The 21508-nt window shown below is 43.8% G+C and carries 21 protein-coding genes and 5 pseudogenes; 4 read left to right on the forward strand and 22 right to left on the reverse strand.

Annotated elements, in window-relative coordinates; translation table 11 throughout:
- The 4 genes from E5983_RS02450 to E5983_RS10105 form a co-directional block, all read right to left on the reverse strand.
- On the reverse strand, nt 1-134 hold a 134-nt coding region (locus E5983_RS02450; RefSeq protein ID WP_160332216.1), incomplete at its 3' end, for an IS630 transposase-related protein.
- A gap of 43 nt (nt 135-177) precedes the next feature.
- Nucleotides 178-1362: an ATP-binding cassette domain-containing protein gene (locus E5983_RS02455; protein ID WP_160332340.1), complete on the reverse strand. Its 1185-nt coding sequence runs from the start codon at nt 1360-1362 to the stop codon at nt 178-180.
- 16 nt (nt 1363-1378) lie between these two features.
- On the reverse strand, nt 1379-1930 hold the full coding sequence (locus tag E5983_RS02460) for a YcaO-like family protein (RefSeq protein ID WP_160332366.1): 552 nt from the start codon (nt 1928-1930) through the stop codon (nt 1379-1381).
- Nucleotides 1864-2106 carry a YcaO-like family protein gene (locus tag E5983_RS10105; protein ID WP_160332341.1) on the reverse strand — a complete coding sequence of 81 codons (243 nt, stop codon included), beginning with the start codon at nt 2104-2106 and terminating at the stop codon, nt 1864-1866. The genes E5983_RS02460 and E5983_RS10105 overlap by 67 nt, the downstream gene beginning before the upstream one ends.
- Here E5983_RS10105 and E5983_RS09785 point away from each other — a divergent pair.
- Complete coding sequence (locus E5983_RS09785) at nt 2094-2402, forward strand: IS3 family transposase (RefSeq protein ID WP_160332342.1); 309 nt, start codon at nt 2094-2096, stop codon at nt 2400-2402. The two genes, E5983_RS10105 and E5983_RS09785, sit on opposite strands and share 13 nt — an antisense overlap.
- Before the next feature lie 29 nt (nt 2403-2431).
- Here the strand turns inward: E5983_RS09785 and asnA are convergent, their stop codons facing one another.
- The gene (gene asnA / locus E5983_RS02475) at nt 2432-3424 is read right to left on the reverse strand and encodes an aspartate--ammonia ligase (RefSeq protein WP_160332343.1); all 993 of its coding nucleotides are present in this window, start codon (nt 3422-3424) and stop codon (nt 2432-2434) included.
- Between the two features lie 86 nt (nt 3425-3510).
- On the opposite strand from asnA, the gene E5983_RS02480 reads away from it, so the two are divergent.
- Both E5983_RS02480 and E5983_RS02485 read left to right on the forward strand, forming a co-directional pair.
- On the forward strand, nt 3511-4482 hold the full coding sequence (locus E5983_RS02480) for an aromatic acid exporter family protein (RefSeq protein ID WP_160332344.1): 972 nt from the start codon (nt 3511-3513) through the stop codon (nt 4480-4482).
- An 833-nt stretch (nt 4483-5315) separates the two neighbouring features.
- Nucleotides 5316-6344 carry an AAA family ATPase gene (locus tag E5983_RS02485; RefSeq protein ID WP_160332345.1) on the forward strand — a complete coding sequence of 343 codons (1029 nt, stop codon included), beginning with the start codon at nt 5316-5318 and terminating at the stop codon, nt 6342-6344.
- A gap of 87 nt (nt 6345-6431) precedes the next feature.
- Here the strand turns inward: E5983_RS02485 and E5983_RS02490 are convergent, their stop codons facing one another.
- The 14 genes and pseudogenes from E5983_RS02490 to pnp form a co-directional block, all read right to left on the reverse strand.
- On the reverse strand, nt 6432-6917 hold the full coding sequence (locus E5983_RS02490) for a YkgJ family cysteine cluster protein (protein WP_160332346.1): 486 nt from the start codon (nt 6915-6917) through the stop codon (nt 6432-6434).
- A gap of 26 nt (nt 6918-6943) precedes the next feature.
- Nucleotides 6944-7393 (reverse strand): annotated as a pseudogene (locus E5983_RS02495) (DUF4143 domain-containing protein); the annotation flags it as partial.
- A 340-nt stretch (nt 7394-7733) separates the two neighbouring features.
- Complete coding sequence (locus E5983_RS02500) at nt 7734-8048, reverse strand: bacteriocin immunity protein (RefSeq protein ID WP_160332347.1); 315 nt, start codon at nt 8046-8048, stop codon at nt 7734-7736.
- A gap of 131 nt (nt 8049-8179) precedes the next feature.
- Nucleotides 8180-8374: pseudogene (locus E5983_RS02505) on the reverse strand (transposase family protein); the annotation flags it as partial.
- A 224-nt stretch (nt 8375-8598) separates the two neighbouring features.
- Nucleotides 8599-9018: pseudogene (locus E5983_RS02510) on the reverse strand (ATP-binding protein); the annotation flags it as partial.
- A 138-nt stretch (nt 9019-9156) separates the two neighbouring features.
- Entirely contained in the window at nt 9157-9549 is a 393-nt protein-coding gene (gene rpsI, locus E5983_RS02515) for a 30S ribosomal protein S9 (protein ID WP_160332349.1), read from the reverse strand.
- Nucleotides 9550-9569: 20 nt separating this feature from the next.
- Nucleotides 9570-10016 carry a 50S ribosomal protein L13 gene (rplM, locus tag E5983_RS02520; protein ID WP_135038122.1) on the reverse strand — a complete coding sequence of 149 codons (447 nt, stop codon included), beginning with the start codon at nt 10014-10016 and terminating at the stop codon, nt 9570-9572.
- A gap of 173 nt (nt 10017-10189) precedes the next feature.
- A pseudogene (locus E5983_RS02525) lies at nt 10190-11040 on the reverse strand (DUF7916 family protein).
- 44 nt (nt 11041-11084) lie between these two features.
- The gene (locus E5983_RS02530) at nt 11085-11603 is read right to left on the reverse strand and encodes an NYN domain-containing protein (protein WP_160332350.1); all 519 of its coding nucleotides are present in this window, start codon (nt 11601-11603) and stop codon (nt 11085-11087) included.
- Entirely contained in the window at nt 11600-12328 is a 729-nt protein-coding gene (gene rlmB, locus E5983_RS02535) for a 23S rRNA (guanosine(2251)-2'-O)-methyltransferase RlmB (protein ID WP_160332351.1), read from the reverse strand. Before rlmB ends, E5983_RS02530 begins: the two co-directional genes overlap by 4 nt.
- A gap of 53 nt (nt 12329-12381) precedes the next feature.
- Nucleotides 12382-12723, reverse strand: a complete 342-nt coding sequence (locus E5983_RS02540; protein ID WP_160332352.1) for a DUF6287 domain-containing protein — start codon at nt 12721-12723, stop codon at nt 12382-12384.
- Nucleotides 12724-12736: 13 nt separating this feature from the next.
- A complete protein-coding gene (locus E5983_RS02545) occupies nt 12737-13129 on the reverse strand; it encodes a Mini-ribonuclease 3 (protein ID WP_160332353.1) in 393 nt (130 codons plus the stop codon).
- Nucleotides 13122-14465 carry a cysteine--tRNA ligase gene (gene cysS, locus E5983_RS02550; protein ID WP_160332354.1) on the reverse strand — a complete coding sequence of 448 codons (1344 nt, stop codon included), beginning with the start codon at nt 14463-14465 and terminating at the stop codon, nt 13122-13124. Before cysS ends, E5983_RS02545 begins: the two co-directional genes overlap by 8 nt.
- 26 nt (nt 14466-14491) lie before the next feature.
- Nucleotides 14492-16591, reverse strand: a pseudogene (gene pnp, locus E5983_RS02555) (polyribonucleotide nucleotidyltransferase); the annotation flags it as partial.
- Between the two features lie 154 nt (nt 16592-16745).
- Here pnp and pepF point away from each other — a divergent pair.
- Nucleotides 16746-18542: an oligoendopeptidase F gene (pepF, locus tag E5983_RS02560; RefSeq protein WP_160332356.1), complete on the forward strand. Its 1797-nt coding sequence runs from the start codon at nt 16746-16748 to the stop codon at nt 18540-18542.
- A 319-nt stretch (nt 18543-18861) separates the two neighbouring features.
- Here the strand turns inward: pepF and E5983_RS02565 are convergent, their stop codons facing one another.
- The 3 genes from E5983_RS02565 to E5983_RS02575 form a co-directional block, all read right to left on the reverse strand.
- Complete coding sequence (locus tag E5983_RS02565) at nt 18862-20175, reverse strand: ISL3 family transposase (protein WP_160332357.1); 1314 nt, start codon at nt 20173-20175, stop codon at nt 18862-18864.
- Nucleotides 20176-20360: 185 nt separating this feature from the next.
- Nucleotides 20361-20630, reverse strand: a complete 270-nt coding sequence (gene rpsO, locus E5983_RS02570) for a 30S ribosomal protein S15 (protein ID WP_135038137.1) — start codon at nt 20628-20630, stop codon at nt 20361-20363.
- 133 nt (nt 20631-20763) lie between these two features.
- Nucleotides 20764-21486 (reverse strand): pseudouridine synthase, encoded by a 723-nt coding sequence (locus E5983_RS02575; protein ID WP_160332358.1) that lies wholly within the window; start codon nt 21484-21486, stop codon nt 20764-20766.
- Between the last annotated feature and the right edge of the window lie 22 nt (nt 21487-21508).

The following is a 21508-nucleotide window of genomic DNA, read 5'->3' on the forward strand; positions in this document are numbered from 1 at the left end:
GTTTTCTCTTTTAATTTAATCCATTGATAAATGGTATTACGAGAAATTTGGAAAACAGTTGCTGCTTCAGAAATACTGCCAATATTCTCACAATATGAAAGAACTTTTTCACGAAAATCTACTGAATATGCCATAAAAATAGTATAGCACAAAATGTGCGGTTTTTGTTTCATTCTACTATATTGTCGATTTCCCTGAACCATTGGGTCCCACTAAGGCATAGTGTTGTCCTTTCTCTAAAACAAATGATAGATTCCGCAACACATAGCGATCTGTACCAGGATAACAAAAAGAAACTCCTTTGAACTCAATTTGCTCGAAAGCAATAGGTATTTGATCAGGTAAGTCCGTCGCACCAGGTGTTGTTTCTAAAGCCATTAAAAGGTGGAAATCCGCCATATATTCCTTACATTCTGCAAGACTTTTGGATGAATCCTGTAAACCTCCACCTAAAATCTCCGCAAGATTAAAAAGAACTGTTAAGATTCCAATAAAATTCCCTGGACTTATCTCTCCATCTCTCAATGGATAGAGGAGACAAATCGATGTCAGTATTGTCAGTAAAATTAAGACAATATGCATACCTCTTGTCGCTAGTCGTGTTTTTAACAAAACTAGCAATTGAATCGAACTTGCTTTTTGAAAGTCTTGTTCATAGCGATCAGTCATATCATCCACATAGCCAAATAACATCCGCTCTTCCAGAGCTTCCTTACCAACTAACACTTGATCGGAATAGTAACTATAGCGACGTTCATATTTTTTTGCATCCACTTTCGCTGCATAATTTTTCTTTCCTAGGTAAAAAGATAGATAAAATAGAGGAATACTACATGAAAAAATTAGAGCACCAGACCACCAAAGAAGACTAGTTAATAAAAAGAAAATCGAAATCACTGCCACAATTCCTTTAAGAATTGCCGCATAAGCTTGTATTCCCTCTAAAAAGACCTCTACAATATCTTCAACTAAGAGGCTGAACAATTCTTGCTTGGACTTATCCTCCAACCATCGATACTCTAAATTGACCTGTTGTTGCACAATAAGAGGGAGAATAGACAGTTCAATAGCAGTTTTGAGACGAATTTCAAAAAATTTCGGTACTTCCTCAAAGATACGCATACAAACCATGGTAGAAAGTAACAAAAATAAGGGAAAAAGGATCCCCTGAGAGAAGGATCCACTTCCTGCTATGGACAATAAACTATCAATAAAATAAGAAGTCACCGTAGCCAAAATTACCGTTGGAAAAAGCGAATTAATAATGGCCATAGTTAGATAAATCACTATTAACCAAGGAAATTCTTTAAAGGCTAGTCCAAGTACTTCCAAAATCGAAGGAGAAATCATTTTACTTTTCAAAACTTCACTCCTCTAATTAGTGTTGATATTTACCCATGAATAACTCCTCATACGTTGTCAGTTTGTCCGTATAGCCAAATTTCTTTCCAAATTCAAATAATCTAGGGCTAACCGAAAGAAGCGGTATATTCATATTTTGAAAATCTCCCGTAACAATAGTTCGTACCACCTTCGTCTCTAGACCAAGCTTTGTCAAATCAACATAATAAACATGGCCATTGACCGCTTCACTAACTTTTTTTGCCGTATCTAATAAAACCTGTAATGTACTATCCGCTTCAATGACAGAATCCAAAATCGAAGTCCTCCGATCTGTAGTTCCCAGAATATCCTTATTCACCAAAAAATGTTGATTGTAAATATTTATCAAACTTTCAGAAAGCACTTCCAGGTTCATCATTCCAGCATCAAAATTTATTCCCCCAGTGGTACTCCAATCATCTACTTGAACAGCCTCTGTGATTGAACGCTCCAAAGCAATTTCTGGAATAACATGACATCCTAATCCTGTATAAGCATACCTGGAGTAATCATTCGGATTAACAATCCACGTTCTATATACTGGAATTCCCGGGTGATTATATCATAACCTTGCTCCTTAATTTTAGATATTATATCCTTTATTTTGTAATTTTTACTAGTTTCATAATCTACAATAGGAAGAACGAATGGATTTGATTGACCGATAATCCAAGCATCCCGTTCAACTGCTTCTAAGAGTCCATGAAGTATTGCATCTTCCAAAACCACTGCATAGTCTCTCAGCTCCAGGTGTACCTTATGATAATGCTGTTTCCGAAAGAACCTATCGCTCATTCAAGACTGAATTTGTTAATGCGTATAAATTTGAATCCTTAGAACAACTTGCCCTACTAACACAAGATTATATCCACTGGTGGAATCACAAACGTAGATATTCGACACTGAATAATCTATCACCACTAGTTTTCAAAGCCCAGCCTATCACTACTCAGGAGAATCATGGTCAAGCTGTAGCGGATGATTCAACTCCTCATAAAAAGTGTCCGATTTTGGGTTGACATTACACTTTTCATGTGCTCCCCTTCGTTTAGAGAATGTTGTCAAAATCATTGTAAACGGCTTGAGGCCAGACGCTGGACTGAACTTCACCGATATGTTTTTTCCTTAGAAGGAACATGGCTAGCCGGGATTGACCAATACCACCCCCAATAGAGAGCGGGAAGAGACCCCGGAGCAGGGTTTTATGCCAGTCAAATTCCAACCGATCTTCGTCGCCGGTTAGGGCAACTTGGCGCTTGAGGGCATCTTCATCCACCCGGATTCCCATAGAGGAGAGCTCAAAGGCAGCCCCCAATTGGTCATTCCAGACCAGAATATCCCCATTCAAGCCCTTATAGCCATGCTCTGTCTCGCTAGTCCAATCGTCATAGTCCGGCGCCCGGCCGTCATGCGGCTGCCCATCAGCCAAGACACCCCCAATCCCAATCAGAAAGACCGCCCCGTGCTCCTTGGCAATCGCATTTTCGCGTTCTTTTGGACTTAGATCTGGATAAAGTTCAACCAGCTCTTCTGTATGAACGAAGCGAATCTGTTTGGGCAAAACAGCTTCGATATCATACCGGGCCTCAACGGCCAATTCTGTTAGACGGATGGCCTTGTAGATCTTCTCCACCGTCTCCTTCAAATAGGCTAAATTCCGCTGACCATTCGGAATCACCTTCTCCCAATCCCATTGATCCACATAGACCGAGTGGGTTGGATCTAGTGAATCCTCATCTGGACGCAAGGCCTTCATGTGTACAAACAGACCCTCTCCCTCATTGAAGCCAAAGCGAGCCAGGGTATGCCGTTTCCACTTGGCCAAGGAATGCACCACTTCATAGGTAGCTTCTGGAATCAACTTAACATGAACCTCAACCGGATGTTCAATCCCGGACAAGTTGTCTTGCATGCCGTCACCGATCCGCGATAAAATCGGTCCTTGGACCTCAACAATCTCCAACTTATCTTGGAGGTATTGGGTAAAAGTGTTTTTGACAAAGGAAATCTCTTCCTGTTGGTGGATAAAGTCTTTTTTCATGGATTCTCCTTATTCTTAAGTCCTCAAAACCGCCACTAAACTTAGCTATATGATACACTAAAATTAGAAATTTTCAAGGAGGTCCCATGTCCGTCTTTCAAAAAAGTATCAAAGTTATCTTGGTCACTTGGATAGCTGTGCAAATCGCCACCTTTTTGGGGCTCAATTATCCGTCTTCTGCAGGAATCATTGGCTTGTTGAGCTTACTGGACACCCGGCGTTCCACCCTGCTGACTGCCAAACGCCGTGTTTTAAGCATGACGTCAGCCATGTTGGCAGCCATCCTCTGCTTCAGTCTATTTGGACTGAACATCTGGGCCTTTGGCCTCAGCATGGCCATTTATATTCCCCTCGCCTACAAGTATGAATGGGACATCGGCCTATCTGTCTCCACCGTCGGCGTCTTCCATCTCCTCGACACAGGGAGCTTGGCCCTACCCGTTATTTTAAACGAACTCGGCCTTTTCGCCATCGGGGTTAGCCTGGCTCTCTTAGCCAATATCTATATGCCTTCCCACCAAAAAGAAATTATCGCCGCCCGCAACCGCGTCGAGCTCCTCCTCAAAGGACTGGTTCTCCGTTTCCACCACATCCTAGCAACCGGGCAGAATAGCGATGAAGTCCACCGCATCCAGCAATTGGAAAAGGAGATCCAGACGGCTCTCGAACTAGTCTATCGGGATCAATCCAACCAGCTCTTCCAGCGGACCGACTACGAAGTTCACTACTTCGAGATGCGGCTGGAGCAATGCCATTACCTACTACAGATGGTTGAGGACATCCAACACTGCCACTTCTCGGCCGAAGAAAGCCTCATTCTAGCCCAGCTTTTTAAGGATACAGCCCAGCAACTGGAGGATAAATCAACTCCGATCCACCTCATTGACCGTATCGATCACTACCTCCAAGTCTTCCGCGAACGCCCTCTCCCCAAGAGCCGCGAGGAGTTTGAATCTCGGTCCTATCTCTTGCAAATCTTCCGCGATTTGGAACACTTTATCCATTTAAAAATTCAATTTCATCAGCGTTATCCCCAGGATCAGCTAAATGAGGATTAAAAAATGAACTATAAGTTTCCTTTAAGGAAAGTAGGTTATACTAGTTCCATAGTTGAGGAAGACCTCAACAACTCCTAAAACTTTTCTTTTTCATAAGGGGACCTCTAAAAACCCCAGTTTTTCTTCAAATTTAATCACTCAAACCTTGATAAATCAACATTTAGATTTTCAGAAATTTAGTTTTTAGAGGTGCCCATAATAATCTCCGAAAGGTCTCAGACATTCTGAGGCCTTTTACTTTTCACTTACTAGAAATCAGATAGCAACCACTAACAAAGACTGTCTATACTTCGTTAAAAACAAAATCTAAATACTCGTAGAAGACAAAAAGATGACTAGGAAAGCCGACGAAGGTAGTTGGGAGTGGGACAAAAGTCTAGCCTCATTAACTTTGGTTAATAAAATGCCTTTGACGCAGTAGCTGATTGACCTCTTCGTTCGCTTTTCAAGCTCGGAAGAGGGTCTAATCAGCCTTGCGGGAGTGGGATTGAAAAGGTTCGGGGAACCTTTTCAACCTGAGCCAAGAAATTAAAAAGCAAAGTAAGATCCAGTGGATCTTTTTAGCATGAGCCCAAAATTAAGAAAGCGAATTAACTAAATTTTTTCAAATTTAGTTCTGTTCCACTCCCAATATTACCCCTAGAAGCGATCAAGGAGGCTTGACAAGGTCAGATTTTGAAATTCAACGGGTATTACTTTGACCAGAACATTTAATTAGCCTAGACCAAGAGAAGCTTCGAAGAACCGTCTAATTATTTTTAAGATATTTGACAAAAAGTATATACGAGTATATAATGAAAGAAAAAAGTATATACGAGTATATAGGAGGTTCTATGACCCCATTCACAACTATATTTGGTAAATCACCTAGGGTTTTTTTGAATCGAAACCAAGAATTTGAGAATCTATTAAAAAATCTCGACAATCCTTACTCCGATGCACAATCTACTATCGTTACGGGAGTTCGAGGCTCAGGAAAAACCACCTTTATCACAAAGTTAGAAAAGGAACTACCAGAGCACTGGATTCCTATCACACTGATTAACACACCTGCTATTGTCTCCAACTTAATTGCAGAATTAAGCAATACAGTTAGTCGAGAGATTACAGTGAGCAATTCTATACAGGTTAAAAATTTTAGTGTATTGGGATTAACGATTGAGAATATCCAATCTCAAAATACTACAAACCAACAACAACTAATTGACTTACTAACGATTTGTCAAAATGCCAATCGAAAAGTTGTTATTTTAATTGATGAAATTTCCACTTCCACTGGTATTAGAGAATTATATTCACTTTTTCAGCTCCTTATCCGTAAAGACCTTCCTATTAGTATTATCTCAACAGGGCTTCCAGAAGATATTAATGAGGTCATTACCGATAAAATTTTGACTTTTCTACTACGTTCAAATATGATTGTACTTTCTCCACTTACCATTGATGATATTGAAAAGGCTTATCTCGAGCATCTATCACTCGACCATTCTGCTGCTGGCTATGCAGCAAAGAAAACGAAAGGATATGCCTATGCTTTTCAATTATTAGGCCAATTAATGTATGAGAAGGAATGTGCAACCATTGATGATATCGAAGATGTGATTCCTGATTTTCGATATTTCCTAGGAAAGAATGCCTATCGACTAATCCAACAACGACTATCAGACAATGATGAAATCTTCTTAAAAGCTATTCAATCAAAGACGAAAATAGCAGATATAATTAAACAAACCAAATGGGATAAGAACCTTGTGAATACATATAAGTATAGACTTATCGATAAAGGACTTATTTTTCAACCACAACGTGGATATGTTGATTTAGTTTTACCAGAATTTGATAGTTACCTTGAAAATTACTGAAACGATACTCATAAAATAAATTCAAAACCTCCTATCAGCTACATCACAAAAGCTGTGGGAGGCTTCTTTTTTGAAGGGGAAAGAGGGTTACTTCAACCGTTCTTGTAATTTTTCCACAAAAAGATAAGCTGCTGGGCAAATAAGTGTATTCTGGATGGTCAAATGGTTGATTTGGTGAATCTTTTTACGATCTGTATGAGGAAATTCCCGACAGGCTTTGGGACGAATATCATAAATGGAACAGAGATTATCCTCTCCGATAAACGGACAGGGCATGGATTGAAAGACCTTGTCCCCATCCTCATCCACGCGCAGAAAAGCCTCTTCAAAAGCAGACAATTTCATCCGAAAAGTCTTAGAAATACGCGTGATGTCAGCTTCTGTCAAGAGGGGACCGAGATGACGGCAGCAGTTGGCACACTGGATACAATCAATCTCCTCAAAAACCTCCACATGAATCTCCTGGCTAAGTCTATCTAAGTTCTTCGGCGTTTTTTTCTTGAGCCCCGCGAGAAACTTCCGATGTTCTTTTTGCTTCTGCAGAGCCAACTTATGGTAACGTTCTAAATCCATTTTTGATTTCCTCTCTACTCATTATTTCAATCCAATAACCAATTCAAGAGTGACTTTTTCTGAATTCCATCATAATTGGCTTCTGGTTGTATCTGATCCAGCGTCAATAGATATTTAGGATACTGATCATCAATAGCTTGCAGCGGACGAAGCTCTCTCTCTAGCGTTTCAGGATCTAGAGTTGACAGGCTCACCTGAAAATACTGATAAGCTCCAGTATCCGTCACAGCAATAAAATCCACCTCATATTTACCAACATTTCCGACATATACTTTGGAAAAACGCCGTCTTAATTCCAGGTAAACAATGGTTTCAATCATATGTCCCAAATCTTCTTGATGATCTGGTAACAGCAATTGGCGAAAACCGAGATCAACGCAGTAAAATTTTTCTAGCCTTTGCAAAAGGGTGTGCTCTTTGACATCGAATCGAGGGACAGCGTAGAATAATAAGGAATCAAGAAAAGCATCCAAATACAAAAATTTTAAAATGAAGTTAGCCACCCATCCTATCTGCTAGATAAGTGCTACAACTCATTCTGATGAGTTGTCTGATTTCATTTGATAATAGGTTTGGTGAATCGGCTACACTAATCTGGACAGAATTTATAAGGAGTGAGATAAAGATAAATACAATGTTTCTGAAATGTGTCACATATTGGATTTTCCGAGCTCCAGCTACTATTACAAAGAAAATCATCAGAAAGTGCCATTGTTTTTTAGTAATTCCTGATGATTTTTAGCTATTTGTATGGAGTTGTTTCAGGTATGAATAATTTGGGTTTATTCTTCTACTTTTATTTCATGAACCCACTTACTAAAAAAACAATCCATTAGGTCTCCACATTCTATCACGAACAGGATATTCTTTCTGCAAATTTAAATAAAATCTTAAAACTTTTGGGGATAATTGTTGCTTTAATCCTAAAGAAGCCAATTCTATTTTTAAATTTAAAATAATTCTACCAAAATCCACTCTATTACTAAAATCATTTTTCGCTTTCAAAAATAATTGACGTTCCTCATCTGTTATTTCCAAATCTAAAATAAAATTATAAATTGAATTTTCTAACCATTCAATTTTTTCGATGTCATCATCAACCTCCCAATAAATGCGCAAATTCTGGATCATAATAAGGGACAGGCCAAGAACTTGAATTTGTCACAACACCATTAACAATTGTATTAACCGTATGATTTACAGTAGAAGTTATCTGTAACATTCGCCAGAGAGTGTACAATAGACTTCCTGCGAAACGTTAACTATCCTTCAAAATTGATAATACCAGCAATCAAATTCATTCGTAAACCAAAGCGTTTCTTACGATTCCGATAAGTGGTTGAAAATATTTTAAACACTTTAAATTTTGCAAAAACATTCTCAACCTTAATACGCCTTGAAGATAGTGCTCGATTATAAGATTTTTCCTCTTTTGTTAGGGGATGTAATTTACTAGATTAGACTTCCTGCGGAACTAATGTATTAGATCCCATTTCTCAGCAGAAGAGATCGCATAACCACACTGAAACATTTTATAACTCAGTCTTTTTCAAGTGATGACTCCAATAAATCTCAGGTTCTGTCACTGTTTTGCAGGAAGTCTATTAAATAATTGGCTCTACGATAAACCAGCTTCCTGCCGCCCCGCTACATATTCTGAGAAGGATAGAGGAAGAACTTATAACTGAACATACCGACCAGTCAAGTTTGTTGCCAAATCACTACTCATAAAACGGGCGTTGGAACCTGTCAGATATAAATCAACATTCGGTTTTATAAATAAGCTATCTGCAACCAGTTCAAATCGATCCACATGCTGAATCTCATCTAAGAAAATATAGTAGGTTTCTTGAGTTTCAAGCTGCTCTTCTAAATACCGATACAAAGCCTGAAACTCTCTCAATTTATAGTAACTGAGATCTTCAAAATTAATCACTAAAATCTGACTCTCTGCCACACCTGACTGAATCAGCTCTTGTCGAAAGAGCTGAAAAAGCACAGACTTCCCAGCTCTCCTGACTCCGCTAATTACCTTGATCACCTGCCGATCCCTATGCCTATTTAAAAAATCCACATACTCTGGTCTATCTATCCATTTCATTGAATCACCTCTCTAACAGTATAACACAAACACCCTCATTAAATCTGTTACCAACCTAAACCACCCCCTTCAAGATTACAGGTCAAGTAAAAAAAGAACCCCCACAAATATGAGAGTTCTGTCTTCTCCAACAAACGATTAACGTTTTGAGAATTGTGATGCCTTACGAGCTTTCTTAAGACCTGGTTTCTTACGCTCAACCATACGTGCGTCACGAGTCAAGAGACCTGCACGTTTCAAGCTTAGACGGAAGTCTGGGTCTACTTCAAGAAGCGCACGAGCGATACCATGACGGATAGCTCCAGCTTGTCCAGCGTAACCACCGCCGTTAACGTTTACGAATACATCGTAAGAACCAGCAGTTGCAGTCACTGCAAATGGTTGGTTGATAACCAAACGGAGATCAGCGTGTGGGATGTACTCTTCTACATCTTTTTTGTTAACTGTGATTTTACCAGTACCTGGAACCAAACGTACACGCGCTACAGCGTTTTTACGACGACCAGTACCTGCATATTGTGCTTGTGCCATAGTTTAATCTGCTCCTTTCCTTAGATAAGTCCTGAGATGTCAAGAACTTCTGGTTGTTGAGCAGCATGAGTGTGTTCGCTACCAACAAATACTTTCAATTTCATACCTTGAGCACGTCCAAGTGTGTTGTGTGGAAGCATGCCTTTAACGGATTTTTCAATCAAGCGAACAGCGTTTTTAGAACGCAACTCACCAGCAGAGATCGATTTCAATCCACCTGGGTACAATGAGTGAGTGTAGTAGATCTTGTCTGTTGCTTTTTTACCAGTCAATTTCACTTTCTCAGCGTTGATAACGATAACGAAGTCACCTGTATCTGTGTGAGGTGTGAAAGTTGGTTTGTTCTTACCGCGAAGAACACTTGCAACCACTGCAGAAAGACGTCCAAGTGGGACATCAGTTGCGTCAACAACGTACCATTTGCGTTCAACTTCACCTGGCTTAGCCATGTATGTAGTTTTGTTCATGATTTCTCCTATATTCAATCTCGTTTTTGTTTACATGTGGATGTTCCGGTCCACGGGGTATTTGGAAGGTTCCGGGGCCTTTCAAATGGGGTAAACAATACCGTATTCCATACTATCAAATCTAATGAGGGTCGTCAAGATATTTTCCTTACTTTTTAAAAAATTAGAAGGACTCATCTTCTAACAGACTGGCCCATTTTAAAATAGGTGTGTCTTTTTCCCCGAACCGCTAGGGAAAGGGCCAAAATATTGTCGGGGTCTGGCATGCAGCCGTAGGAACCATCGCCGATATGGTGGATGTCTGCTCCGACCCGTTTGTTACTCAGAGCCAGGTCCCGGATCGTTTGGCTATCCGCACTTTCCTGGCTGGTTCCGATGGTCGAAATGACCAGGGCTCCCTGGGCTTTGAGTTGGCTCACCAGAGGAGCCAGGAGCTCTTCTCTGACACCTGGGACTGTGCCAACTGCTGGAACCAGGATTCCATCTGCCTCTTGCTGAACAAAATCCAGTAGGGCTGGTGCATCCACTACAGCCTCTCCTAGCCCGGCCCCGTGCATCTTACCTGCAAAGACCAGTCCTGAAAATGCTGTTTGGCCAGGAGGATAGCTTCTGAAATAGCGGCTAATGAGACGCCGATTGCGGGGTTGCCTGTCAGCACGATAAAGTCTACTCCCAACTTCTGAGCCTGCTCAAGGCTCTGAGGGCTGACCTGCCGTCCTGGCGCTAGCTCAACTCGATTTTCCAGTAGCTGCTGAGAGGTGTCTACAGGTTCGAGGTTGATACCAACGGACCGTCCTGTTAGGTACTTGAGTTCGGCGATCGGATTGGTACAGTCGTAGAAACCAACAATTTCTGGCGCAAAGACGTCCAACTCATTGAGGAGCAGCAAGTCACAACTAAAAGCAGCCATCATCTCTGCATTGCTGACTCCATCAATCAAGGGTGCTGCAGTCACAACCGTTTCGCCCAGCACAATCCGCCCTTCACTGGCCCGGATTGCTTGTTTAAACTCCGCTGGGGTCATGGCTGCTAGATCACTGGCATAGGCTGATAACAAGCCTTTCCTAACTAGTTCTCCACTTCTCCCAAAAGCTCCTGTAGGGCCTGCATATTTTGCTCAGACCAGGGAGGTAAACGGGGTGTTTGAATATCGACCTGGTCCACAAATTTATCCAAGTCCTTCTTGACCACCGCTGTTCGTTTTTCCAACTCCCGCGCTGACACTCGCAGGGCTCCCTGAGCAAAAATCGTCCACTGCTCATTTAAGTCGCTGGTTGCGACCGAGACCTGATTGCGGCCCGTATTAAGCTGGGCTGCTAGCCGTTCAATGTAGGAGTCTGCTGTCTCATCTTCCTCGGTAAAAATCACTACAACCTGAAATTCATCGTAGCGTTGGCGGATTCCAGGCACATGCTGGGCATCAAAGACACAGGTAATTTCCAGACCTTCAAAACTTGCATAATTGCTGAGGCGATTGAGTAAGAGGTTTCGTGCAGCATCTAGCTGATTGCGTTTGAAATAGCCTTTTGTACTTTCCCAAGAAGCAATCATATTGTAGCCATCGACCAATAAAATCTGTTTTTTCATAGGCGTTTCCGGTGTACTTCGTACATAAGAATCGCAGCAGCGACGCTGGCATTCAGACTTTGGACATGGCCGTCCATCGGAATGGTGATCATTTCATCAACCTGCTTCTTAATATTGGGAGAAATCCCCTTGCCTTCATTACCAATAATCAAGGCCAATTTACCAGTTGTATTCCACTGGTGCGAAGGGGTCCCATCCATGTCCGTTCCAAAAATCCAAAAGCCGGCTTCTTTGAGCTTGGTCAAGGCTTGGCTGAGATTGGTCACCCGCGCCACCGGTACATGCTCTAGAGCTCCGGTTGCGATTTTGGCAACAACCGGGGTGATTCCAACTGCCCGATGCTTAGGAATCACCACTCCTGCCACTCCAAGCGCATCTGCCGAACGCAAGATTGAACCCAAGTTATGGGGATCTGTCAGACTATCCAGAATCAAGATCAAGGGATTCTCCTGGCCCTCAGCCTTAGCCAACACGTCCTCTAAGGTCTGGTAGGCATAGGCGGAGACCCGTAAGACTAGCCCTTGGTGCACCCCTTTTTGGGTCATTTCATCCAGCTTTTTCTTACTGGTCCAAGAAATCGGCACTTTCTGGTCTCGGGCCACCTCTTTGATTGCATCGACCTTCTTGCCTCGCAAATCTTCCTGAACATACAGTTTATTGCCCGTGCCCGCTTCCAAGGCCTCCATCACCGCATGGAGGCCGTAAATGATATCTGTTTGATTCATCTGCTCTTTCCTTTACAGAGTAAGGAGGGGCAAACCCCTCCTTACTCTAGTCTTTAATCTATTTTATAATAAAATTCACGCGCAAAAGCCAGGTCACCATTGCTTTGACTGAGCCAAATGCGATCCTTGAAATGTTTGGAACGATCTTGTGTATCTGGATTAGAGGCATCGATTCCACTTGGAATAAAGCGAATCAAAGCACCACCAACCAAGGCACGAATCGGCTCAAACTGGGTACTCAGAAAGCCTCCTTCAGCCAAAGCCGTTGTCAAGGTTACTTGATAAGTCTCTGACACCAAACCTTTGTCATCAAAAACCAGGCGTTCTTCATAATCATTTTCCCAAGTTCCTGCGATACTTGAGAAATCGCCAGCGAGAATTTCTTCAATATTCATAGGTTTTCTCCTTTTACGGATTTGCTTCGACGGTTTGAATACACCACTGGATCAACTCTTCCAATCGGTCGATCTGACCAGTTAGGTGGAGGTAGCCCAGTAGGGCTTCAAAACCCGTCGACATGCGATAAGTGACCACATCTGTATTTTTGGCTTTGGTATGACTGTTGGCATTTCGGCCCCGTTTGTAGATCCCCACCTCTTCTTCGGTCAGTAAGTTCTGATCTAACAGCGCTTGAACCAGTTGCGCCTGTGCCTTGGCTGACACATAGTGGGTCGCCACATGGTGCAAGCGGTTGGGCTTGGTCAGACCCTGAAGAATCAAGTGTTGGCGTACATAAACCGAATAGATGGCATCGCCATCAAAGGCTAGGGCAATCCCATTAATCAGACGCACATCAGTCACGTTGCCACCTCACTCCCTCCTTGGTATCCAGAAGGCGAATACCTTGCTGGGCAAGAATGTCCCGAATCCGATCGGCTTCTTGGAAATTTTTGGCTGCCCGCGCCTCTTGGCGTTGAGCAATCAGCTTTTCAATTTCCTCATCCAAAATCTCTTCTTGGAAAACCAAACCAAAAATCTCTAGGAATTGACCAAAGGTCTCTTTGACAGCCTGGGTATAGTGGCCAGAGTTGATCCATTTGGCCAAATCAAAGAGCACGGTCAGGGCATTGGCTGTATTAAAGTCGTCATCCATGGCTGCCTCAAAGGCTTGAACAAAGTCCTGCAGGCGGCTCGTGTCCACATCTTCCTGCAGCGGAGCCAGGTAGGTGTTTTTCAGGTACTTAAGATTGACCTCAGCATCATAAAGCGCCTTGTCACTGAAGTTAATTGGGCGCCGGTAGTGCTGGCTATTGAGGAAGAGCCGTAGAACGGAACCATCAACGGTCTGCAACAGGTCATGTACAGTTCGGAAGTTACCTAGTGACTTGGACATTTTCTCATCATCAATGGTGATAAAGGCATTGTGCATCCAGTAGTTGACAAAGGTCTGACCTGTCTTAGCCTCAGATTGGGCAATCTCATTGGTATGGTGGGGGAACTCGAGGTCACTCCCTCCCCCGTGGATGTCTAGGGTTGCTCCCAACAGTTCTGTTGACATGACTGAACACTCAATATGCCAACCTGGCCGACCTGCTCCCCAAGGGCTCTCCCAAGAAATCTCGCCGTCCTTGGCAGCCTTCCACAAGGCAAAATCCAGAGGATCTTCCTTGCGCTCGGCTTCTGAGCCGATCCGACCACTAGCTCCCTGGGCTAAATCCTCCAAGGATTTATTGGCCAAACATCCATAACCAACTGATTTTCGAACCCGGAAATAAACATCTCCTTGGCTTTCATAGGCCATGTCTTTAGCAATCAGGTCCTCAATAAAGGCAATGATTTCCGGAATGTAGTCCATAACCCGTGGATTTTTGGTTGCCGGAAGAACTCCTAAGGCCTGGGTATCCTCCAAATAAGCTGCAATGTACTTATCCGCAACTGCTTCTGGACTGATCCCCTCCTCAAGTGCCCGCTTGATAATCTTATCATCAACATCTGTAAAGTTAGAGATGTAGGTGACCTCATACCCACGATAGGTCAGATAGCGACGAATAGTATCAAAAGCCACAACTGGACGCGCATTTCCAATATGAATGTAGTTATAAACCGTTGGACCACAGACATACATAGATACCTGACCCTCAACCTGGGGACGAAATTCTTCCAATTGCCGACTAAGGGTGTTATAGATTTTGATCATAGCGATCCTTTCTATTCAACTCCTTGGGGTTTCGGGAATAGGACCTTCATCGAAGCATTGACCCGACCCTTGTCATCAATCTTGATGACCTTAACATCCACTTCATCACCCACTTCGAGAATATCTTCGACGCGATTGACACGGCTCCATGCCATTTCGGAAATATGAACAAGGGCATCCGTCTTATCAAAGAGGTTGACAAAAGCGCCAAATTTCTCAATGCGGGTAACCTTAACGCCGGTAAAGACCTCATCCACCTTGGCTTCACGCACCAAGCCAGCGATGATTTCCTTGGTCCGGTTGATCGCCGCTTGGTCGGGAGAGAAAATCGACACCAAACCATCTTCGTCAATGTCAATTTTGACACCAGTTTCCGCAATAATCTTATCGATGGTTTCCCCACCCTTACCAATCACGATCTTGATCTTATCAACATCGATTTGAATGGTGTCAATCTTAGGTGCAGTCGGTGCCAACTCTGGACGAACCTCAGGAATTGCTGCCTGAATCACATCCAAAATTTCAAAACGAGCCTTCTTGGCTTGCGCCAAGGCCTCTTCCAAAATTTCAGGAGTAATTCCGGAAATCTTAATATCCATTTGCAGAGCTGTGATTCCCTCACGTGTTCCCGCCACCTTAAAGTCCATATCTCCAAAGTGGTCTTCCAAGCCTTGAATATCCGTCAAGACTGTGTAGTTGGTCCCGTCCGAAATCAAGCCCATGGCAATTCCCGCAACCGGAGCCTTAATCGGTACCCCACCTGCCATCAAGGCCAAGGTTCCAGCAGTAATCGAAGCTTGAGAACTAGAACCATTAGATTCCAAGACCTCTGCCACCAAACGGATGGCATAAGGGAATTCTTCCACACTTGGCAAAACCTGCTCCAAGGCCCGCTCTCCCAAGGCACCATGCCCAATTTCACGCCGTCCTGGCGCTCCGTAACGGCCAGTTTCCCCCACAGAATATTGTGGGAAATTATAATGGTGCAGGAAGCGCTTCTTGTATTCCGGATCTAGCCCATCAACAATCTGGGTCTCCCCCATTGGCGCCAAGGTCAATACAGACAAAGCCTGGGTTTGTCCCCGGGTAAAGAGACCAGATCCATGAACCCGCGGCAAATAGTCCACTTCCGCAGCCAATGGGCGAATTTCATCAACCTTCCGACCATCCGGACGAACCTTGTCCTCCGTAATTAAACGACGAACTTCGGCATGCTCCATCAATTCCAGGATTTCTGCCACATCCCGCATGATTCGGTCAAACTCCTCATGGTCAGCATAACGCTCCTCATAAACAGCCTTGACTTCTTCCCGCACAGCAGTCGTCGCTGCTTCTCGTGCCAATTTTTCCTCAACCTGCACAGCCGCTTGCAAGGGCTTGGTATAAGCCGCTTCAATCTCTGCCTGCAAGACTGGATCCACTTGCAACAACTCCACCTGAGCCTTGTCCTTACCAATCGCTGCAATAATTTCCTCTTGGAAAGCAATCAACTCCTGAATAGCAGCGTGCCCCTTGAGCAGCGCCTCCAACATAATCTCCTCAGACAACTCTTTGGCCCCTGATTCCACCATGTTGATGGCTTCTTTAGTTCCTGCCACGGTTAAATCCAAAGTGGATGCTTCCAACTCCTCCTGGCTAGGATTGATGACAAAAGCGCCATTTACATAACCCACCTGAACACCAGCAATCGGGCCATCAAAGGGAATATCTGAAATTCCCAGTGCGAGCGAAGAACCGAACATGGCTGCCATTGGGGCAGAAGCATTCTCATCATAAGAAAGAACCGTGTTAATCACCTGTACCTCGTTGCGGAAACCTTCCGCAAACATCGGCCGAATCGGACGGTCAATCAAGCGTGCCGTCAAGGTTGCATCTGTCGATGGACGACCTTCCCGCTTGTTAAAGCCACCTGGGAATTTCCCAGCGGCATACATTTTTTCCTCATAGTTTACTTGCAGTGGGAAAAAATCCCCTGTCGCCATCTTTTTAGACATCACAGCTGCTGTCAAGACGGTGCTTTCCCCATAGCGAACCACAACAGAACCATTGGCTTGACGCGCCACCTGGCCTGCTTCCACAATCAATTCGCGACCCGCAAAGGTCGTCTTAAATACCTGTTTGGTCATCTACAACTCCTAAAATTTAATTGGGGATTTTCTACAAAAATCAATCTAGCAGGACCTGCTCGATTCATCTTTGCACAAAAGTCCCCGACCCCTTTATTTTACCACAATCAGGGCAAAAATTGCTATACTAAGAGAAAGACGAAAGGAGACATTTATGGAACAAAAACACCGCTCAGAATTCCCGGAATATCAGCTCTGGGACTTAAGCGCCCTCTACCAAGATCGGGAGGATTTCCTACGGGCCATCGAAAAAGCCAGTCAGGACATTGACGAATTCCAACGCAACTATCAAGACAAGCTAAAAACCTTTGAGGACTTCCAAGAGGCCTTCCAGGTACTGGAACAGACTCAAATTCAGATCAGCCACATCCTCACCTATTCCTTTATGCCCCAAACCACCGATTTTGGCAACGATGACTTTGCCCAAATCGCCCAAGCAGGGACCGACTTTGGGACCCAAGCCCAAGTCAGTTTGGCCTTCTTTGACGCGGCCCTCCTTGAAGCCGAGCCAGCCATTTTGGATCAGCTGGAAGCCCTACCTGGACTGAGCCAGCCCCTTCGCTTAGCCAAAATTAAAAAAGCCCACTATCTGGGTAAAGAGGCGGAAAAAACGCTGGCCAACCTCAGCGAAATGTTCCAAGCACCACATGATATCTATAGCAAAATGCGAGCTGGTGACTATGCTATGGAAGACTTTGTTGTTGCTGATAAAACCTATAAAAACTCCTTCATCAGCTACGAAAACTACTACCAAAACCACGAAGACGCGGCTGTACGCGAAGCCTCCTTCCGCTCCTTCTCCAAGGGTCTCCGCCAGCACCAAGAAACGGCTGCCGCAGCTTACTTAGCGCAAGTTCGCTCCGAAAAAATTATGGCCGACATGAAGGGCTACGACTCCGTCTTTGACTATCTCCTAGCCGAACAGGAAGTAGACCGCAGCCTCTTCGACCGGCAAATTGATCTCATCATGAACGAGTTTGCCCCTATCGCTCGGACCTTTGTCAAACACGTAGCCCAAATCAACGGTCTGGACAAAATGACCTTCGCCGACTGGAAACTGGACTTGGATCCGCAACTCAATCCAGAAGTCTCCATCGAAGAAGCCTACGACCTCGTCATGCGCTCCGTTGATGCCTTGGGATCCGAATATGTCGACCAAGTCAAACGCTACCAAGAAGAACGCTGGGTCGACTTCGCAGCTAACACCGGCAAAGACTCCGGTGGTTATGCCGCAGACCCTTACAAGGTCCACCCCTATGTCCTCATGAGCTGGACTGGACGCATGAGCGATGTCTACACCCTAATCCACGAGATTGGACACTCTGGCCAATTTATCTTCTCTGACAACCATCAAAGCATCTTCAACACCAGCATGTCTACCTACTCCGTCGAAGCACCCTCTACTTTCAATGAATTGTTGTTGAGTGACCTACTAGAGCAAGAGCTAGAAGACCCACGCCAAAAACGCTTTGCCTTAGCACACCGCCTCACAGACACCTACTTCCACAACTTTATCACCCATCTTTTGGAAGCTGCCTTCCAACGCCAAGTCTATAACTTGATCGAACAAGGCCAAGTCTTTGGAGCGGAAAAACTCAATGCCATCATGAAGGACGTCCTCACCCAATTTTGGGGTGACGCTATCGAAATCGATGACGATGCCGCCCTTACCTGGATGCGCCAAAGCCACTACTACATGGGCCTCTATAGCTATACCTACTCCGCTGGTCTAGTCCTAGCCACCGTCGGCTTCCTCCGCCTCAAAGAAAGCCAAGATCCCGAATTTTGGTTAGACTTCCTCAAACTAGGCGGCAGCCTCCCACCTTTGGAAGCTGCCAAAGTCCTCGGAGCAGACCTCAGCACTGAAAAACCCCTCCGTGACACCATCCAATTCTTGGATGACACCGTCCAACAAATCATTCGCTACAGCCAAGAACTTGGCCAAACCTAAGACCCAACACCTGGATTTTCAGGTTCTTTTGCAAGTTGTGTGGAATTCCTGAAAACCGATAGTCATGGAATTTGATAATTGTAGCTTTTTAATGACTGTACCCTGGCTTCTTTCGAATTTCTATGAGATGCTTCCCCTGTGGTGGGGGACGGCAGCGACCTCTAACGAGTTCCATGCCTTAGTCGGGAACCGAAGTTTCCCGACTCCCCCCGATTCCAAGCTGGCAAGCTTGGAATCTTTTCACCACTAGGTTGCGCATTTCTTCTAATTCTTCAGAAGCCTATGATACACGCCCTCCCCTCCTTAGAGGGGAGGATTTTTAGATAGAGTGGACAGCAGGAGATTGCATCCAGTAAACTCTGGCAAATAAATGCTCATGTTTCCGATAGCCGAAAGCAGAGCGCTTCAGAAGCTTAATTTTATTATTAGTTCCTTCAACGAGGCCATTATTGTAAGGCACAGAAAGGGCTAGACGGATAGATTCTTCCTTCTTTAAAAGAAAAGCTAGCTTATCACGAAAGCTTTGAGGGAGGAGCTCTGAATTTTGGCTCTCTCGAATCAAGTCAAAAAAGTAGTCCGCATTTCTTTCCTTAAAATATCCAAGTAGCAGTTGATAAAGGTTCCAAGTTTCCATCAACACAGGGCTATAATTGGCCAGTTCTAAAGCTATATCTTGTGCTGATACATAACGATTAAACAGGGGATTATACTTAGCTTCAGATGATAAACAACCATAGTCTTTTTGCAGAAGTCTCCACAAACGCTTGATACGACGGTATTTTTTAGCTTCTTCACCAGAATAGCGGTTCAGTTTATTCATTTCTTGAATCCGAACCGTTTTGAAAGCATTGGTCAAATGTTGGACAATGTGAAAACGGTCAATCACAATCTGAGCCTCAGGAAAAGCTTTTTTCACCATTGAATCATAGGCTGCATTCATATCCATAACAACAAACTCCACCTTGCAGCGTTCTTCATAGGAATAGCCATTGAAGAATTCTAGCAGCTTATGACTCCGGCGGTCATCTAGGATCGTATGAATTTGACCGCTTTCCCAATCCATAGCGATAAAGGCCATCGATCCTTCGCAATCTTTCGTGGCCTTAAACTCATCAATGGCTAGTACTCGAGGGAGGGGGCTTGGTGGCAGCTTTTTCACATAATGAGCTAAGCTTAATGATGTTTGGTAGACAATCTGATAGCCCGTTTTACAGATTGAAGCAATCTTCTTACTATTGGTCGTATCTTTTAATTCCATCAAAATTTTGAGGTGGAGTCTGACACAAATACTCTTCCTTTTCTTAACAAAATAGTTAGGGAGATGATTGGCGGATACGACAGAGCAATGACGGCATTTAAAACGGTGAATTGTTAGTTCTAGATAAGTCGGCTTATTATCAATCTCTGGCAACTGGATTTTACGCTTTTTAGGAGTCGTGCCATGAGCATAGACATCTTTAGTAGATTCCCAGGCCACTCCACAGCTAGGGCAATAGCTTGGACGTTTCTCCAAAGAACCTTCGATGATTTGGGACATCCGATTGCGTTTATCTTTACGAAAACTATGCCATTCTTCTTTAAAAGTAATGTCTAGGTCTTGAATTCCGAGTAATTTTTGAGTATTATAGTCCATATAAAGCAATTCCTATTCTGATGTTTTTTCCACTTATCAGTTTACTAGGAATTGCTTTTTTTTTTGCACTCTGAATTACAAAAAAAGTTGCATGGAGAGAAAGCTTTCCACACAACTTATTATAGAACCGATTTTCATCCAGGTGTTTTCCGCAACAAAAAAACTGCCCGCAAGCAGTTTTTTGATTAACGACGTAGTCCCAATGAATGGATCAATTCACGGTAACGGTTAACATCTGTACGGCGAAGGTAAGCCAAAAGGTTACGACGACGTCCGATTTTTTTCATCAAACCACGGTAAGTAGCATGGTCTTTTTTGTGCACTTTGATGTGCTCATTCAAGTGGTTGATTTCCCAAGTCAAAACTGCAACTTGAACTTCAACAGAACCTGTGTCACCTTCATGACGCGCATATTGTGCAATGATTTCATTTTTTTTCTCTTTTGAGATTGCCATTTTTTCTCTCCTTTTTTCTTCCCCATCCGAGTGCGAGGGACTGGCAAGCCCACCACCAAGAAGGGGTCTCTATCCTTATGGACATTCCCATTCTATCAAGGTCCTCTTTGTTTGTCAACTAAAATCATTCAGCCTACAAAGGCAGATCTAGATCCTCAAAAAGAGCCAATTCCTCCTCTGTCAGAGGCCGGTAAGCTCCTCTTGCCAAATTCGGATCCAATTGCAAGGGCCCCATGGCTAGACGCTCCAGATAAGTAACTTCCTTTCCACAGGCTGCCACCATTCGCTTAACCTGATGGAATTTCCCCTCCTGGATTCGAATCAGAACTTCCGAACGTCCCTCACCACTCTCTAGGATTTCTAACTCAGCAGGCTGACTGGTAAAATCCTTGAAGGCGATTCCCTCTGCAAAACGCTGCTGGTCCTCTACCGTCATTTCCCCGACCACTAAAGCCCGATACAATTTGCTTACATGCCGTTTGGGAGATAAGAGGGCATGGGCCAAGGGTCCATTATTGGTTAAAAGCAAGAGCCCTTCCGTATCCTTGTCCAGACGTCCCACTGGAAATAGATCCTTACGCCAATCTTCTGGCGCTAATAAGTCTAAAACCGTCTTGCTGGAACTGTCCTGCGTAGCCGAAAGGACTCCGGCAGGCTTGTTGAGCATCCAGTAATAAAAGGCTTGGTAAGTCAACTCCTGATCCTGATAGTGGACCTGGTCTTGCCCTTCCCGGATCTGCGTCTTCGCACTTTTTTCAACCTTACCATTAACTTTGATCAGTCCTTTTTTGATAACTTGTTTGACCTCTGAACGAGAACCTAGACCAACTTCTACTAAATAGCGATCCAAACGCATAACGTCCCTCCTTTCTCAAATT

This window comes from Streptococcus danieliae (genome assembly GCF_009767945.1).
Taxonomy (GTDB): Bacteria; Bacillota; Bacilli; order Lactobacillales; family Streptococcaceae; genus Streptococcus; species Streptococcus danieliae.

Coding starts and splice junctions, on each gene's coding strand:
- rpsO (WP_135038137.1), bottom strand. CDS start 20,630: ATGGCAATCTCAAAAGAGAAAAAAAATGAAATCATTGCACAATATGCG.
- E5983_RS02485 (WP_160332345.1), top strand. CDS start 5,316: ATGACCCCATTCACAACTATATTTGGTAAATCACCTAGGGTTTTTTTG.
- rpsI (WP_160332349.1), bottom strand. CDS start 9,549: ATGGCACAAGCACAATATGCAGGTACTGGTCGTCGTAAAAACGCTGTA.
- pepF (WP_160332356.1), top strand. CDS start 16,746: ATGGAACAAAAACACCGCTCAGAATTCCCGGAATATCAGCTCTGGGAC.
- E5983_RS02480 (WP_160332344.1), top strand. CDS start 3,511: ATGTCCGTCTTTCAAAAAAGTATCAAAGTTATCTTGGTCACTTGGATA.
- E5983_RS02490 (WP_160332346.1), bottom strand. CDS start 6,917: ATGGATTTAGAACGTTACCATAAGTTGGCTCTGCAGAAGCAAAAAGAA.
- asnA (WP_160332343.1), bottom strand. CDS start 3,424: ATGAAAAAAGACTTTATCCACCAACAGGAAGAGATTTCCTTTGTCAAA.
- E5983_RS02540 (WP_160332352.1), bottom strand. CDS start 12,723: ATGAATATTGAAGAAATTCTCGCTGGCGATTTCTCAAGTATCGCAGGA.
- E5983_RS02575 (WP_160332358.1), bottom strand. CDS start 21,486: ATGCGTTTGGATCGCTATTTAGTAGAAGTTGGTCTAGGTTCTCGTTCA.
- cysS (WP_160332354.1), bottom strand. CDS start 14,465: ATGATCAAAATCTATAACACCCTTAGTCGGCAATTGGAAGAATTTCGT.
- rlmB (WP_160332351.1), bottom strand. CDS start 12,328: ATGAATCAAACAGATATCATTTACGGCCTCCATGCGGTGATGGAGGCC.
- rplM (WP_135038122.1), bottom strand. CDS start 10,016: ATGAACAAAACTACATACATGGCTAAGCCAGGTGAAGTTGAACGCAAA.
- E5983_RS02500 (WP_160332347.1), bottom strand. CDS start 8,048: ATGATCCAGAATTTGCGCATTTATTGGGAGGTTGATGATGACATCGAA.
- E5983_RS02530 (WP_160332350.1), bottom strand. CDS start 11,603: ATGAAAAAACAGATTTTATTGGTCGATGGCTACAATATGATTGCTTCT.
- E5983_RS02565 (WP_160332357.1), bottom strand. CDS start 20,175: ATGGACTATAATACTCAAAAATTACTCGGAATTCAAGACCTAGACATT.